At 69.9% G+C, this 12177-nt stretch carries 12 protein-coding genes and 2 pseudogenes; 11 read left to right on the top strand and 3 right to left on the bottom strand.

Going from position 1 to position 12177, the window contains the following annotated elements; genetic code table 11:
* Positions 1 to 20: 20 nt before the first annotated feature.
* The 5 genes and pseudogenes from infB to F6Q13_RS15675 form a co-directional block, all read left to right on the top strand.
* A pseudogene (infB, locus tag F6Q13_RS15695) lies at positions 21 to 2090 on the top strand (translation initiation factor IF-2); the annotation flags it as partial.
* 52 nt (positions 2091 to 2142) lie between these two features.
* A complete protein-coding gene (gene rbfA, locus F6Q13_RS15690) occupies positions 2143 to 2607 on the top strand; it encodes a 30S ribosome-binding factor RbfA (RefSeq protein WP_293058351.1) in 465 nt (154 codons plus the stop codon).
* Positions 2582 to 3577, top strand: coding sequence for a bifunctional oligoribonuclease/PAP phosphatase NrnA (locus F6Q13_RS15685; protein WP_293058348.1), 996 nt, complete (start codon positions 2582 to 2584; stop codon positions 3575 to 3577). Before rbfA ends, F6Q13_RS15685 begins: the two co-directional genes overlap by 26 nt.
* Positions 3578 to 3586: 9 nt before the next feature.
* Positions 3587 to 4915, top strand: a complete 1329-nt coding sequence (locus tag F6Q13_RS15680) for an MATE family efflux transporter (RefSeq protein WP_293058360.1) — start codon at positions 3587 to 3589, stop codon at positions 4913 to 4915.
* A 14-nt stretch (positions 4916 to 4929) separates the two neighbouring features.
* Positions 4930 to 5463: a sugar O-acetyltransferase gene (locus F6Q13_RS15675; RefSeq protein ID WP_293058357.1), complete on the top strand. Its 534-nt coding sequence runs from the start codon at positions 4930 to 4932 to the stop codon at positions 5461 to 5463.
* 84 nt (positions 5464 to 5547) lie between these two features.
* Here the strand turns inward: F6Q13_RS15675 and F6Q13_RS15670 are convergent, their stop codons facing one another.
* Positions 5548 to 6297, bottom strand: coding sequence for an enoyl-CoA hydratase (locus F6Q13_RS15670; protein ID WP_293058345.1), 750 nt, complete (start codon positions 6295 to 6297; stop codon positions 5548 to 5550).
* Positions 6298 to 6353: 56 nt separating this feature from the next.
* Between F6Q13_RS15670 and F6Q13_RS15665 the strand changes: the two genes are divergently transcribed.
* Genes F6Q13_RS15665 through F6Q13_RS15655 form a run of 3 tightly spaced genes read left to right on the top strand, consistent with a single transcriptional unit; the run spans position 6354 to position 7550 of the window.
* Positions 6354 to 6569 carry a type II toxin-antitoxin system Phd/YefM family antitoxin gene (locus tag F6Q13_RS15665; protein ID WP_293058343.1) on the top strand — a complete coding sequence of 72 codons (216 nt, stop codon included), beginning with the start codon at positions 6354 to 6356 and terminating at the stop codon, positions 6567 to 6569.
* Positions 6566 to 6958 (top strand): PIN domain-containing protein, encoded by a 393-nt coding sequence (locus F6Q13_RS15660; protein WP_293058340.1) that lies wholly within the window; start codon positions 6566 to 6568, stop codon positions 6956 to 6958. Before F6Q13_RS15665 ends, F6Q13_RS15660 begins: the two co-directional genes overlap by 4 nt.
* Before the next feature lie 40 nt (positions 6959 to 6998).
* Positions 6999 to 7550 carry a DUF1802 family protein gene (locus tag F6Q13_RS15655; protein ID WP_293058354.1) on the top strand — a complete coding sequence of 184 codons (552 nt, stop codon included), beginning with the start codon at positions 6999 to 7001 and terminating at the stop codon, positions 7548 to 7550.
* On the opposite strand, the gene F6Q13_RS15650 is transcribed toward F6Q13_RS15655, so the two are convergent.
* Positions 7547 to 9223, bottom strand: a complete 1677-nt coding sequence (locus F6Q13_RS15650; RefSeq protein WP_293058337.1) for a CocE/NonD family hydrolase — start codon at positions 9221 to 9223, stop codon at positions 7547 to 7549. The genes F6Q13_RS15655 and F6Q13_RS15650 overlap by 4 nt on opposite strands.
* Before the next feature lie 118 nt (positions 9224 to 9341).
* On the opposite strand from F6Q13_RS15650, the gene F6Q13_RS15645 reads away from it, so the two are divergent.
* From F6Q13_RS15645 to truB, 3 genes are read left to right on the top strand one after another with little or no spacing between them, the layout of a single operon-like run.
* Positions 9342 to 10319, top strand: coding sequence for a metallophosphoesterase (locus tag F6Q13_RS15645; RefSeq protein WP_293058334.1), 978 nt, complete (start codon positions 9342 to 9344; stop codon positions 10317 to 10319).
* Complete coding sequence (locus tag F6Q13_RS15640) at positions 10319 to 10993, top strand: 4'-phosphopantetheinyl transferase (RefSeq protein ID WP_293058331.1); 675 nt, start codon at positions 10319 to 10321, stop codon at positions 10991 to 10993. The genes F6Q13_RS15645 and F6Q13_RS15640 overlap by 1 nt, the downstream gene beginning before the upstream one ends.
* Complete coding sequence (gene truB, locus F6Q13_RS15635) at positions 10990 to 11874, top strand: tRNA pseudouridine(55) synthase TruB (protein WP_293058328.1); 885 nt, start codon at positions 10990 to 10992, stop codon at positions 11872 to 11874. The genes F6Q13_RS15640 and truB overlap by 4 nt, the downstream gene beginning before the upstream one ends.
* A gap of 14 nt (positions 11875 to 11888) precedes the next feature.
* Here the strand turns inward: truB and F6Q13_RS15630 are convergent.
* A pseudogene (locus F6Q13_RS15630) lies at positions 11889 to 12177 on the bottom strand (PE family protein); the annotation flags it as partial.

Below are 12177 nucleotides of genomic sequence, written 5' to 3'. Positions count from 1 at the left end.
CGGCGCCGACGTAACCCACCCAGCCGGCGGCGGGGGCGCCGGCCGGCGGCCGACCCGGTGGGGGAGGCTATCGAGGCGGTGGTGGCGCCGGGGGCGTGGCCGCTCCGCCCGGCGGTGGCTTCCGTGGCCGTCCCGGGAGTGCCGGCGGCGGACGTCCCGGCCAGCGCGGCGGTGCGGCCGGGGCGTTCGGCCGGCCGGGCGGCGCTCCCAAACGAGGCCGCAAGTCCAAGCGCCAGAAGCGCCAGGAATACGACTCGATGCAGGCGCCGGTCGTCGGCGGGGTGCGGTTACCGCACGGCAACGGCGAGACGATCCGGCTGGCCCGCGGGGCGTCGCTGAGCGATTTCGCCGAAAAGATCGACGCCAACCCGGCCGCGTTGGTGCAGGCGCTGTTCAACCTCGGCGAGATGGTGACCGCCACCCAGTCCGTCGGCGAAGAGGTCCTCGAGCTGCTCGGCAGCGAAATGAACTATCACGTGCAGGTCGTGTCGCCCGAGGACGAGGACCGCGAGCTGCTGCAATCCTTCGACCTGTCCTACGGCGAAGACGAAGGCAGCGAGGAGGACCTGCAGGTCCGTCCTCCGGTGGTGACCGTGATGGGTCACGTCGACCACGGCAAGACCCGGCTGTTGGACACCATCCGCCAGACCAACGTGCGCGAGGGCGAGGCCGGCGGCATCACCCAGCACATCGGCGCCTATCAGGTCGCTGTCGACCACGACGGCACTCAGCGGCCGATCACCTTCATCGACACCCCCGGTCACGAGGCGTTCACGGCGATGCGTGCCCGTGGAGCGAAGGCCACCGACATCGCGATCCTGGTAGTCGCCGCCGACGACGGGGTCATGCCCCAGACAGTGGAGGCCATCAACCACGCACAGGCCGCCGACGTGCCGATCGTGGTGGCGGTCAACAAGATCGACGTCGAGGGCGCCGATCCCGCCAAGATTCGCGGGCAACTCACCGAGTACGGTTTGGTGCCCGAGGAATACGGCGGCGACACGATGTTCGTCGACATCTCGGCCAAGCAGGGCACCAATATCGACCAGCTCCTCGAGGCGGTGCTGCTGACCGCCGACGCCGCCCTGGACCTGCGCGCCAATCCCGACATGGAGGCCCAGGGCGTGGTGATCGAGGCGCAGCTGGACCGCGGTCGCGGCCCGGTGGCCACGGTGTTGGTGCAGCGCGGCACGCTGCACGTCGGCGACTCGGTGGTGGCCGGCGATGCCTACGGCCGGGTCCGCCGCATGGTCGACGAGTACGGCGAGGACGTCGAGGCAGCGCTGCCGTCGCGGCCGGTGCAGGTCATCGGCTTCACGTCGGTGCCCGGCGCCGGGGACAACTTCCTCGTCGTCGACGAGGACCGGATTGCCCGCCAGATCGCCGACCGGCGCAGCGCCCGCAAGCGCAACGCGCTGGCGGCGCGCTCGCGCAAGCGGATCAGCCTGGAGGACCTGGACTCGGCGCTGAAGGAAACCAGTCAGCTCAACCTTATCCTCAAGGGAGACAATGCCGGCACCGTCGAGGCGCTGGAAGAGGCGTTGATGGGCATCCAGGTCGACGACGAGGTGGAGCTGCGGGTGATCGACCGCGGTGTCGGCGGCATCACCGAAACCAATGTCAACCTGGCGTCGGCCTCGGACGCGATCATCATCGGGTTCAATGTGCGCGCCGAGGGCAAGGCGACCGAGCTGGCCAACCGCGAAGGTGTGGAGATCCGCTACTACTCGGTCATCTACCAGGCCATCGACGACATCGAGAAGGCGCTGCGCGGCATGCTCAAGCCGGTCTTCGAAGAGGTCGAGCTGGGCCGGGCCGAGGTCCGGGCGCTGTTCCGGTCCTCGAAGGTCGGCGTGATCGCCGGGTGTCTGGTCACCTCCGGTGTGGTGCGCCGCAACGCCAAGGCGCGGCTGCTGCGCGACAACATCGTGGTCGCCGACAACCTCAAGGTGGCCACGCTGCGCCGGGAGAAGGACGACGTCAACGAGGTGCGGGACGGCTACGAATGCGGTCTGACGCTGGGCTATTCCGACGTCCGGGAAGGCGACGTGATCGAGACCTACGAGCTGGTGGAGAAGGCGCGGGACTGATGAACGCCGTGAAGGGGGCCATCGAACGTGGGTAGCAACGCGAAAGCCTGTGATGACTGACCCGGCCCGGGCGCGCCGGCTGGCCAAGCGGATCGCCACGATCGTGGCGTCGGTGATCGAGTACGAGATCAAAGATCCGAGGCTGACCGGGGTCACCATCACCGACGCCAAGGTGACCGCCGATCTGCACGACGCCACCGTGTATTACACGGTGATGGGTCGCACGCTGCAGGAGGATCCGGATTATGCCGGCGCCGCGGCGGCGCTGGAAAGCGCCAAGGGTGTGCTGCGCACCAAAGTCGGCGCGGGCACCGGCGTGCGGTTCACTCCCACACTCACGTTTGCCCGCGACACCGTGCCCGAGGCCAGCCATCGGATGGCGGAATTGCTGGCTCGTGCCCGCGCCGCCGATGCCGACCTGGCCCGGGTCCGGCGCAACGCCAAGCCGGCCGGAGCGGCCGACCCCTACCGCACGAGGGGGGAAGACAGCGGTGACGACGATCGATCCGACGACTGACCCGGCGGTGCGGCGGGTCGGCGCCGACGGCGCCGCCGGGCTGCTCTCCGCGGCCGCCACGGTCGGGGTGGTCTGCCACGTGTACCCCGATGCCGACAGTGTCGGCGCGGGGCTGGCACTGGCCCTGGTGCTCGAGCGGAGCGGCACGGCGGTACAGGTCAGCTTCGCCGAGCCGGCGAGGTTGCCGGAGTCGTTGCAGTCGTTGCCCGGCGGCCGGCTGCTGGTCAACCCGGCAGCCATGCGCCGAGACGTCGATTTGCTGGTCACGGTGGACATTCCGAGCATCACCCGGCTCGGCAGCCTGGCCGAATTGGCCGGTCCCGGCCAGGAACTGCTGGTGATCGACCACCACGCGTCCAACCAGCTGTTCGGCACCGCCAACTTTGTCGACCCCTCAGCGGATTCCACGACGATGCTGGTCGCCGAACTGCTCGACGCGTGGGGCAAACCGATCGACGCCGCCGTGGCGCACTGCATCTACGCCGGCCTGACCACGGACACCGGGTCGTTCCGCTGGGCCAGCGCCCGGGCCCATCGGTTGGCGGCGCGGCTGGTGGAACTCGGCGTGGACAACGCGGCGATCAGCCGGACCCTATTCGACAGCCATCCCTTTTCCTGGTTGACGATGCTGTCCAGGGTGCTGGCACAAGCGCGGCTGCGACCGGACGCGGTGGGTGGCCGCGGGCTGGTCTATGCCGTGGTCGACCACCGGGAGTGGACCGGCGCACGCTCCGAGGACGTCGAAAGCATCATCGACATCGTGCGCACCACGCAACAGGCCGAAGTGGCGGTGGTGTTGAAGGAAATCGAGCCGCAGCAGTGGTCGGTGTCGATGCGGGCCAAGGCCGCGGTCGATCTGGCAGCGGTGGCGTCGAGGTTCGGCGGCGGCGGGCACCGCCTGGCGGCCGGGTACACGGCCACCGGCTCGCTGGACGGCGTCGTCGCGTCGCTGTGCGCGGCACTGGGCTGACCCGCCTTGATCGACCGGAGTCGGCCCGCGGCCGGTGGCCGGCGCATCGCCAAGCTGGCGCTGCCCACGCTGGGTGTGCTCGCGGCCGAACCGCTGTATTTGTTGTTCGACACCGCGGTCGTCGGACGGCTCGGCGCGCTGAGCCTGGCCGGGCTGGCCATCGGCGCGCTGCTCCTGGGCCTGGTCGGTTCGGATCTGACGTTTTTGTCCTACGGCACGACGGCCCGATCGGCGCGCCGCTTCGGCGCCGGCGACCGGCCCTCGGCGGTGGCCGAGGGGGTGCAGGCCACCTGGCTGGCCCTGGGTCTGGGTGCTTTGATCGCCGTCGCAGTGCAAGCCATGGGGGCGCCGCTGGTGTCGGTGATCGCCGGAACCCGACCGGCGGGCGAGGATATCGCCGCGACGGCGTTGCCGTGGCTGCGGATCGCGATCCTGGGCGCCCCGGCGATTCTGGTGTCGCTGGCCGGCAACGGGTGGCTGCGCGGCGTGCAGGACACCGTGCGTCCGCTGCGCTTCGTCGTCGCCGGGTTCGGGCTCTCGGCACTGTTGTGCCCGTTGCTGGTGTACGGCTGGCTCGGGCTGCCACGACTGGCGCTGGCTGGCTCGGCGGTGGCCAACCTGGTCGGGCAGTGGGTGGCTGCGCTGCTGTTCGGACGAGCGCTGCTGGCCGAACGGGTGTCGTTGCGGTTCGATCCGGCCGTGTGGCGGGCACAGCTGGTGATGGGCCGCGATTTGATGGTGCGCACGCTGTCCTTTCAGGTCTGTTTCATTTCGGCAGCCGCGGTGGCTGCCCGGTTCGGTGCCGCGGCGTTGGGCGCTCATCAGATTGCGCTGCAGATCTGGGAGTTCCTTGCCCTGGTGCTTGATTCACTGGCGATCGCCGCGCAGGCGCTGGTCGGTGCGGCCCTGGGGGCCGGTGATGCGCCCCGGGCCAGATTCGTGGCCCGGCGGGTCACGGTGCTGTCCACCGCCGCCGCCGGCACGTTGGCGGCGGCGTTCGCTGTCGGCGCCGCGGTGCTGCCTTCGCTGTTCACCGACGACCGGTCGGTGCTGGCCGCGATCGCGGTGCCGTGGTGGTTTCTGGTGGCCACGTTGCCGTTCGCCGGAGTCGTGTTCGCCCTCGACGGGGTGCTGCTCGGCGCCGGCGACGCCACGTTCCTGCGCAACGCCACCGTGGTCAGCGCGCTGGCCGGATTCTTGCCGTTGATCTGGCTGGCGCTGGTCTTCGGGTGGGGGCTGGCGGGCATCTGGGCCGGGCTGGCCACGTTCATCGCGTTGCGGCTCGCGTTCGTCGGTGCCCGGACGATTTCGGGTCGGTGGGCGGTGACCGGGACGTGACCCAGCGCGAGCGCATGCTCAGTGGGGCGCTGTACCGGGCGGACGACCCCGACCTGGTCGCGAGCCGGCGGGCCTGTCAGCGCCTGCTCGACGCGTTCAACTCAGCTGAGGACGACGGCGCCCGCCGAGCGCTGCTGGGCGAACTGCTCGGGTCGCTGGGCGAAGGTGCGCTGATCCTGCCGCCATTCCAGTGCGACTACGGAACCTACATCAGCATCGGCGCCCACAGCTTTCTCAACTATGACGTGATCCTGCTGGACTGCGCACCGATCACCATCGGCGCGAACGTGCTGATCGGCCCACGTGCGCAACTGGTTACGGCCCATCACCCCATCGACGACCACGACGCCCGACGCAGCGGGTGGGAGTTGGCCTCGCCCATCGATATCGGTGACAACGTGTGGATAGGGGCCGGCGTGATCGTCTGCCCGGGGGTGACGATCGGTGCGAACTCGGTCGTCGGGGCGGGCGCTGTGGTCACCGCTGACGTGCCCGCGCGCGTCGTCGCCGCCGGCAATCCGTGCCGCGTTGTCCGGAGGCTGCCGTAGCATCTCGCCGACTGTGCGTGTCGGTACGCTCCCACCGGCGTGTCGCGTACAGACACGCACACTCGCCGCAAAGGGACGCCGCGCTCAGCGCACCTGTGCGCGGCCGCGCTGCAGCACCGCCTCGCGGTTGGCGGCGATGTCGTCGCCGGTGACGCTGAACTGCCTGGCGGCGGTGGCTTCCAGCCAGAGCCCGGTGCTGGTCTGCGATTCGTCGATGCGGTGGTAAGAGGCCAGTAACGCCCGCACCGCGTTTTGGTTGTTGCCGACGATCGATGCCGCCACCTGCCGGGCGGCGGGCAGCAGCCGGTCGTGCGGCACCACCTCGGTGACCAGGCCGGCGCGCAGCGCGTCGGCAGCGGACAGGTAGTCGCCGGTGAGGCTCATCCGGCGGGCCAGCCCGACGCCGACCTTCTGCGGCAGCCGCACGCTGAGCCCCCAAGTGGGCAGCAGGCCCACCCGCGCGTGGGTGTCGGCGAACCGCGCGTGTTCGGAGGCGATCAGGATGTCGCAGTACAGCGCCAGTTCCAGCCCGCCGGTGACCGCCGCGCCGTTGATCGCGCCGATCACCGGTTTGCTCATCGCCGGCCAGCGCGGCGAGATGTCCGGCAGCGCGGAGCCCCCGCCGAGCTCCTTGAGGTCCAGTCCCGCGCAGAACACCGGATCGGCGCCGGTGAGGATCACCACGTCGACGTCGTCATCGGACTCCGCGTCGCCCAGCGCGGCGAAAAAACGGTCCCGAAGCGCCGCCGACAGCGCATTACGCGACTCGGGGCGGTTCAAGGTCAGCGTGCGGACCCGCTCGTCGGTGTCGATCAGCAGGATGTCGTCGGCCATGAGGTCACCGTAGTAAGCCACGTTCGGACCAGTAAACTGACAATATGACCAGAAAAATGACTGCCACGGAGACCAAGGCCAAGCTTCTCGCATTGCTGGACGAAGTGGCCGACGGTGAGGAAATCGAGATCACCAAACACGGCCGGACCGTGGCGCGGCTGGTGACAGCGACGGGGCCGCACGCACTCAAGGGCCGGTTGGCCGGAGTGGTGATGACGGCTGCCGACGACGACCAGCTCTTTACCACCGGGGAATCCTGGAACGCCTCATGACGACGGTGCTGCTCGACTCGCACGTCGTCCACTGGTGGGCGGCCGAGCCGCGGCGCTTGAGCCAGACCGCCGACAGCGCCATCGAGCAGGCCGACGAGCTTGCGGTTGCGGCGATCACCTGGTATGAGCTGGCGTGGCTCGCCGACCACGAGCGCATTACACTGACGATTCCTGTCCGGTCCTGGCTCGCGCAGCTGTGCGAACACGTCCGCACCGTCGGCATCACGCCGGCGATCGCCGCTACCGCGGTGTCGCTGCCGGCGTCGTTTCCCGGCGATCCGGCGGACCGGTTGATCTATGCCACCGCCGTCGAACACGGTTGGCGGCTGGTGACCAAGGATCAGCGACTGCGCCGGCATCGGCATCCGCGGCCGCTGACCGTGTGGTAGCAGCGCGCCTATCGTGGACGGTGTGCCCCCGGCCGCGACAATGCCCGCGCTCAAAGAGTGGAGCGCGGTCGTGCAGGCGCTGCTGGAGGGCCGTCAGAGCGTCCTGTTGCGCAAGGGCGGGATCGGGGAGAAGCGGTTCGAGGTGGCGGCCGAGAAGTTTCTGTTGTTCCCCACCGTCGCACACGCTCATGCACAGCGGGTGCGGCCCGAGCACCGCGATCTGCTGGTCGCGGCGTCCGCCGACAGCACCCAGGACCGGGTGGTGATCCGGGCGGCGGCCGAAGTCGTCGCCGCAGTGCCCGTTCACCGCCCCGAGCGACTCGGGGACATCGAGGACCTGCATATCTGGACCGCCGACTCGGTGCGCGAAGACCGGCTCGACTTCCGGCCCAAGCACCGCCTGACCGTGCTGGTCGTGCGGGCCATGGCCCTGGCGGCGCCGGTCTCGCTGGCACGGCGCCCCGAATACGCCGGCTGTACCAGTTGGGTTTGGGTCCCGGTGACAGCAACAGCGGCCACGCCGGTATCCGACGACGCCACGCTGGGCCGGGTCGCCGACCGGGTCCGCGACACCGTCGGCTGCCCGTCTTAGCCCGCCTCGACCGGCAGCACCAGCCGCGAGGCGCCGAAGTGCACCGCGTGGGTGGCCGACCGCATCTGCCGGCCGGTCGTCACCGGTTCGCCGGTGCCCAGGTTGCGGGCAAAACGCGGATACCAGCCACCGGCGACCAGCACGCGAATTCGTGAACCGGCACGGAACCGGTGCGCGACCGCGTCGAGGGTCAAGCGGACCGGCTGCGGGTCGGTCGTGGCTGCGGCCAACCGGCGGTAGCCGTCGCTGACATTGACCGACCGGCCCCGGGCGTCGACTTCGCTCACCCGGACGAACAGGTCGACGTGCGGATTGTCCGAACTGTGGGCCACCTCGACGACCGGGTTACCGTGCACCTCCAGGTCCGCGGCCAGCGGGTCGCCGCTGAAGGCCAGCACGTCGGGGCGGCGGACCAGCCGGCTGTCGTCGCGGTAACCGCTGTCCGGGGATAGCATCGGCCCACCGATCGTCGGTGTGGGGTCGGCGGGGTCGAACCGGAACGTCGCGGGCTTGATCTGGGCTGCCGCGCTCGGCGGTGCGTCCGCAAGACCGCCGCCGGGCTGCAGGTAGAGCGTCTTTTCGGTGGTGGCCGGTGGCCAGTCGGGCAGGTCGCGCCAGCCCCGCCCGCCGCCGACGTACACGCGCACCGGGGCGCGGCGCGCTGCGCCGGACACCGCACCGAGATGGGTGTCCAACCAGGCCAGGGTGTGCCGGGTGATGTCGCCCAGGCCCTTGGTCAGCAGCTGGGTGTGGGGCCAGGGACCGACGGTCAGCGCGACATCGATCCCCCGGTCGCGCAGATGCCGATACTGGTGCAGCGTTTGCGTCAGAAACAGGTCTTGCCAACCTCCCACCAGCAGCACCGGGATCTGCACCCGGTCCAGCGCCGCGGTGAACCGCACCTCCTCCCAGAACGGGTCGCCGAGGTCGGGATGAGCGAGCCAGCCGTCATACCACGGCGCGCGGTCGCCGAGCAAAGCTCTGCTCGAAGCGCCCAGCGGCACCTGGCCGGCAGCGCGGTCCACCCGGCGCTGGGCCCGTAGCTGTCGGATGGCGGCCCGGATCCGTCCGGCGTCTTCCTGGTGGGCGACCAGATCACTCCAGCCCAGGAAGTCGCTGACGGCGAATGCTCCGGTGCCCCAGGCCGACGCGCCGAAATCGTGCGGGCCGGCGATGATGACGGCAGCGGCCAGCTCGGGCGGCGGATCGGTCAGCATCGCCCACTGGGTGAACCCCAGATAGGAGACCCCGATGGTGCCGAACCGACCGGTGAACCACGGCTGCCGACGCAGCCAGGCGGCCGTGTCGGCGCCGTCGTCGGCCTCGCGAACCATGGGCTCGAAGACCCCGCCGGATCCGAACGTCCCGCGCACGCTCTGCAGCACCACGTGATAGCCGCGGGCGGCGTAGAGCATGGCGAATATCAGCGAGAACGGGAACCCCCGGCCGTAGGGTCCGCGGACCAGCAGGGTGCCCGCCGGATCGGTGGCGACGGGCGCGTAGTGATCGGCCACCAGCTCGACGCCGTCGCGCATCGGGATCCGGACGCGGTGCACGCGGTAGCCGGTGGTCTCCGCGGGCAGGCCGAGCAGATGCCCGACGGTGCGCCCGACGAGATGCCTGGCGGCAGTGCGCAGTGCCGACCCCGCCGGGCGCGCCGAGGTGGTGGTCACCGGGTGCCGCAGCCAGACGGCGGTCGACGATCGGACCCCTCGCGCTTTCCGGGCATTGCCGGGAGTCTACCCGGTCGGCTCCGCGCCGCCCCGATGCGGGTCATTAGGCTGGGCAGTCGTGGCTGGGCAGAATTCGGAGGATGAGTCGACCGGTGCAGGTCAGCCGACACTGTGGGCGGTTTCCGACCTGCACACCGGCCACCTCGGCAACAAGCCCGTCACCGAATCGCTGCATCCTGCCTCGCCCGACGACTGGCTGATCGTCGCCGGCGACGTCGCCGAACGCACCGACGAGATCCGCTGGGCGCTCGACCTGCTGCGGCGACGGTTCGCCAAGGTGATCTGGGTGCCCGGCAACCATGAGCTGTGGACCACCAACAACGATCCGATGCAGGTGTTCGGGCGGGACCGCTACGAGTATCTGGTCGCCATGTGCGACGAGATGGGCGTGGTCACACCCGAACATCCGTTCCCGGTGTGGACCGAGCGGGGCGGCCCGGCCACGATCGTGCCGATGTTTTTGCTGTACGACTACACGTTCCTGCCGGCGGGGGCGACCACCAAGGCCGACGGACTGGCCATCGCGCGGGAACGCAACGTGGTGGCCACCGACGAATTCCTGTTGTCGTCGCAGCCCTACGGCACCCGCGAAGCGTGGTGCGCGCAGCGGCTGACCGCCACCCGGGCGCGGCTCGACCAACTCGACTGGATGACCCCGACCGTGCTGGTCAATCACTTCCCGCTGGTCCGCGAGCCCTGTGACGCGCTGTTCTATCCGGAGTTCTCGCTGTGGTGCGGCACCACCGCGACCGCCGACTGGCATACCCGCTACAACGCGACCTGCTCGGTCTACGGCCACCTGCACATCCCGCGCACCACCTGGTATGACGGTGTGCGCTTCGAAGAGGTGTCGGTGGGCTATCCGCGGGAATGGCGGCGCCGCAAACCCTACAGCTGGCTGCGGCAGGTGCTGCCCGATCCGCGCTACGCGCCGGGCTATCTCAACGATTTCGGCGGTCATTTCGCCATCACCCCCGAGCTGCGCAGGCAGGCCGAGCAGTTCCGGAACCGGCTGCGCCAGCGGCAATCACGATGATGACATCCGGGCGGCTGATGTCGTCGGTGCTACCGGACGAACGCGACGACCTGGCCTTTGCCGAGATGTATGCGGACCCGCCCGGTTTGGCGCCCTTGCCCGAAGAGGAGCCGCTGATTGCCCGCTCGGTGGCCAAGCGGCGCAACGAGTTCATCACCGTCCGCTACTGCGCCCGCATCGCACTGGGCGAGCTGGGATACCCGCCGGTGCCGATCCTCAAGGGCGACAAGGGCGAACCGTGCTGGCCCGACGGCGTGGTGGGCAGCCTCACCCACTGCACGGGCTACCGCGGCGCGGTGGTGGGCCGGCGCGTCGGGATTCGGTCGGTGGGTGTCGACGCCGAACCGCACGACGTGTTGCCGCGGGGTGTCCTCGACGCGATCAGCCTGCCTGCCGAGCGTCGCGCCATGGCAGCGCTGCCCGGAGGGTTCCATTGGGACCGAATCCTGTTCTGCGCCAAAGAATCCACATATAAGGCGTGGTATCCGCTGACCAAGCGCTGGCTTGGGTTCGAAGACGCTCACATCACTTTCGACGTCGACGGTGCCGGCGGTGGCGGTTTCCTGGCACGGATCTTGATCGAGCCGACCGCGCTCTTCGGGCCGCCGCTGACGACGCTGACCGGGCGCTGGGCCGTGACCGGGGGCCTGGTGTTGACCGCGATCGTGCTATGAGTACCGACCCCGGAATCATCATCGTCGACAAGCCGGGCGGTCTGAGCAGCCACGACGTGGTCACACGGTGCCGAAGGATCTTCGCCACCCGCAAAGTCGGCCACGCCGGGACGTTGGATCCCATGGCCACCGGGGTGCTGGTGATCGGGATCGATCGCGCCACCAAGATCCTGGGTTTGATAACCGAAACCGCGAAGTCCTATGCCGCTACCATCCGGCTCGGCCAGTCCACCTCCACCGAGGACGCCCAAGGCGAGCTGCTGCATCAGGTTTCCGCCGGACACCTGACCGAGGCCGACATTGCCGGCGCGATCAGCGGGCTGCGCGGGGAGATCATGCAGGTGCCGTCGGCGGTCAGCGCGGTCAAGGTCGGCGGGCGTCGGGCCTACCGGCTCGCGCGGGCCGGCCGGCCCGTGGAACTGGCCGCCCGCCCGGTGCGCATCGACCGATTCGACGTCGTGTCGGCGCGCAGGCACGGCCAGTTCGTCGATCTCGATGTCGAGGTGGATTGCTCGTCGGGGACCTACATTCGGGCGTTGGCCCGCGATCTGGGCGACCTGCTCGGGGTGGGCGGGCATCTGCGGGCGCTGCGGCGCACCCGGGTCGGGCGCTTCGGGCTGGACCTGGCCCGCACCCTCGACGAGCTCGCCGAACAGCCCGAGCTGAGCCTGTCCCTCGACCAGGCATGTCTGCAGATGTTCCCGCGCCGAAATCTGACCGCGGACGAGGTCGACGCGGCCGCGCACGGACGCGCGCTGACGCCGGCCGGTATCGACGGCATCTACGCGGCCAGTGCCCCCGACGGCCGGGTGATCGCGCTGTTGCGCGACGAGGGCCCGCGGACCAGGTCCGTGGTGGTGGTCCGGCCCGCCACGTTGTGACCGCCGGCGTGCGATCAGCCCAGCGGCACGTCGGCGGCGATGGAGCCCAGCGCATCCAGGCCGAAGACGGCCGCAAAATTAGCGACCATGATGCCCTCAGCGGCGCTGGTTTGCAGCTCTTGGCCGAACCCGCTGACATCGCCGACGGCCAGATCCGTGATCGCGGCGCTCAGGTCCTGAACGCCGACCGTGATCGCCAGTCCCGGGATCTCAAGCTCGAAGGGGGCCAGCTGCTCACCGACATAGACGGCGTTGGTGATCGCGGCGGGAGCGTCCACGTCGGTGGCAACGGTCGTGAGCGCC

The organism is Mycobacterium sp. (genome assembly GCF_008709575.1).
Classification (GTDB): domain Bacteria; phylum Actinomycetota; class Actinomycetes; order Mycobacteriales; family Mycobacteriaceae; genus Mycobacterium.
The sequence above is the reverse complement of the archived record's forward strand: the minus strand, read 5'-3'. Positions and strand labels throughout refer to the sequence as shown.

Bases quoted from the DNA above. Each gene is read 5' to 3' on its own strand.
- F6Q13_RS15665 (WP_293058343.1), top strand. From the start codon at position 6,354: ATGACTGCCACGGAGACCAAGGCCAAGCTTCTCGCATTGCTGGACGAA.
- F6Q13_RS15670 (WP_293058345.1), bottom strand. From the start codon at position 6,297: ATGGCCGACGACATCCTGCTGATCGACACCGACGAGCGGGTCCGCACG.
- truB (WP_293058328.1), top strand. From the start codon at position 10,990: ATGAGTACCGACCCCGGAATCATCATCGTCGACAAGCCGGGCGGTCTG.
- rbfA (WP_293058351.1), top strand. From the start codon at position 2,143: ATGACTGACCCGGCCCGGGCGCGCCGGCTGGCCAAGCGGATCGCCACG.
- F6Q13_RS15675 (WP_293058357.1), top strand. From the start codon at position 4,930: ATGCTCAGTGGGGCGCTGTACCGGGCGGACGACCCCGACCTGGTCGCG.
- F6Q13_RS15660 (WP_293058340.1), top strand. From the start codon at position 6,566: ATGACGACGGTGCTGCTCGACTCGCACGTCGTCCACTGGTGGGCGGCC.
- F6Q13_RS15640 (WP_293058331.1), top strand. From the start codon at position 10,319: ATGACATCCGGGCGGCTGATGTCGTCGGTGCTACCGGACGAACGCGAC.
- F6Q13_RS15655 (WP_293058354.1), top strand. From the start codon at position 6,999: ATGCCCGCGCTCAAAGAGTGGAGCGCGGTCGTGCAGGCGCTGCTGGAG.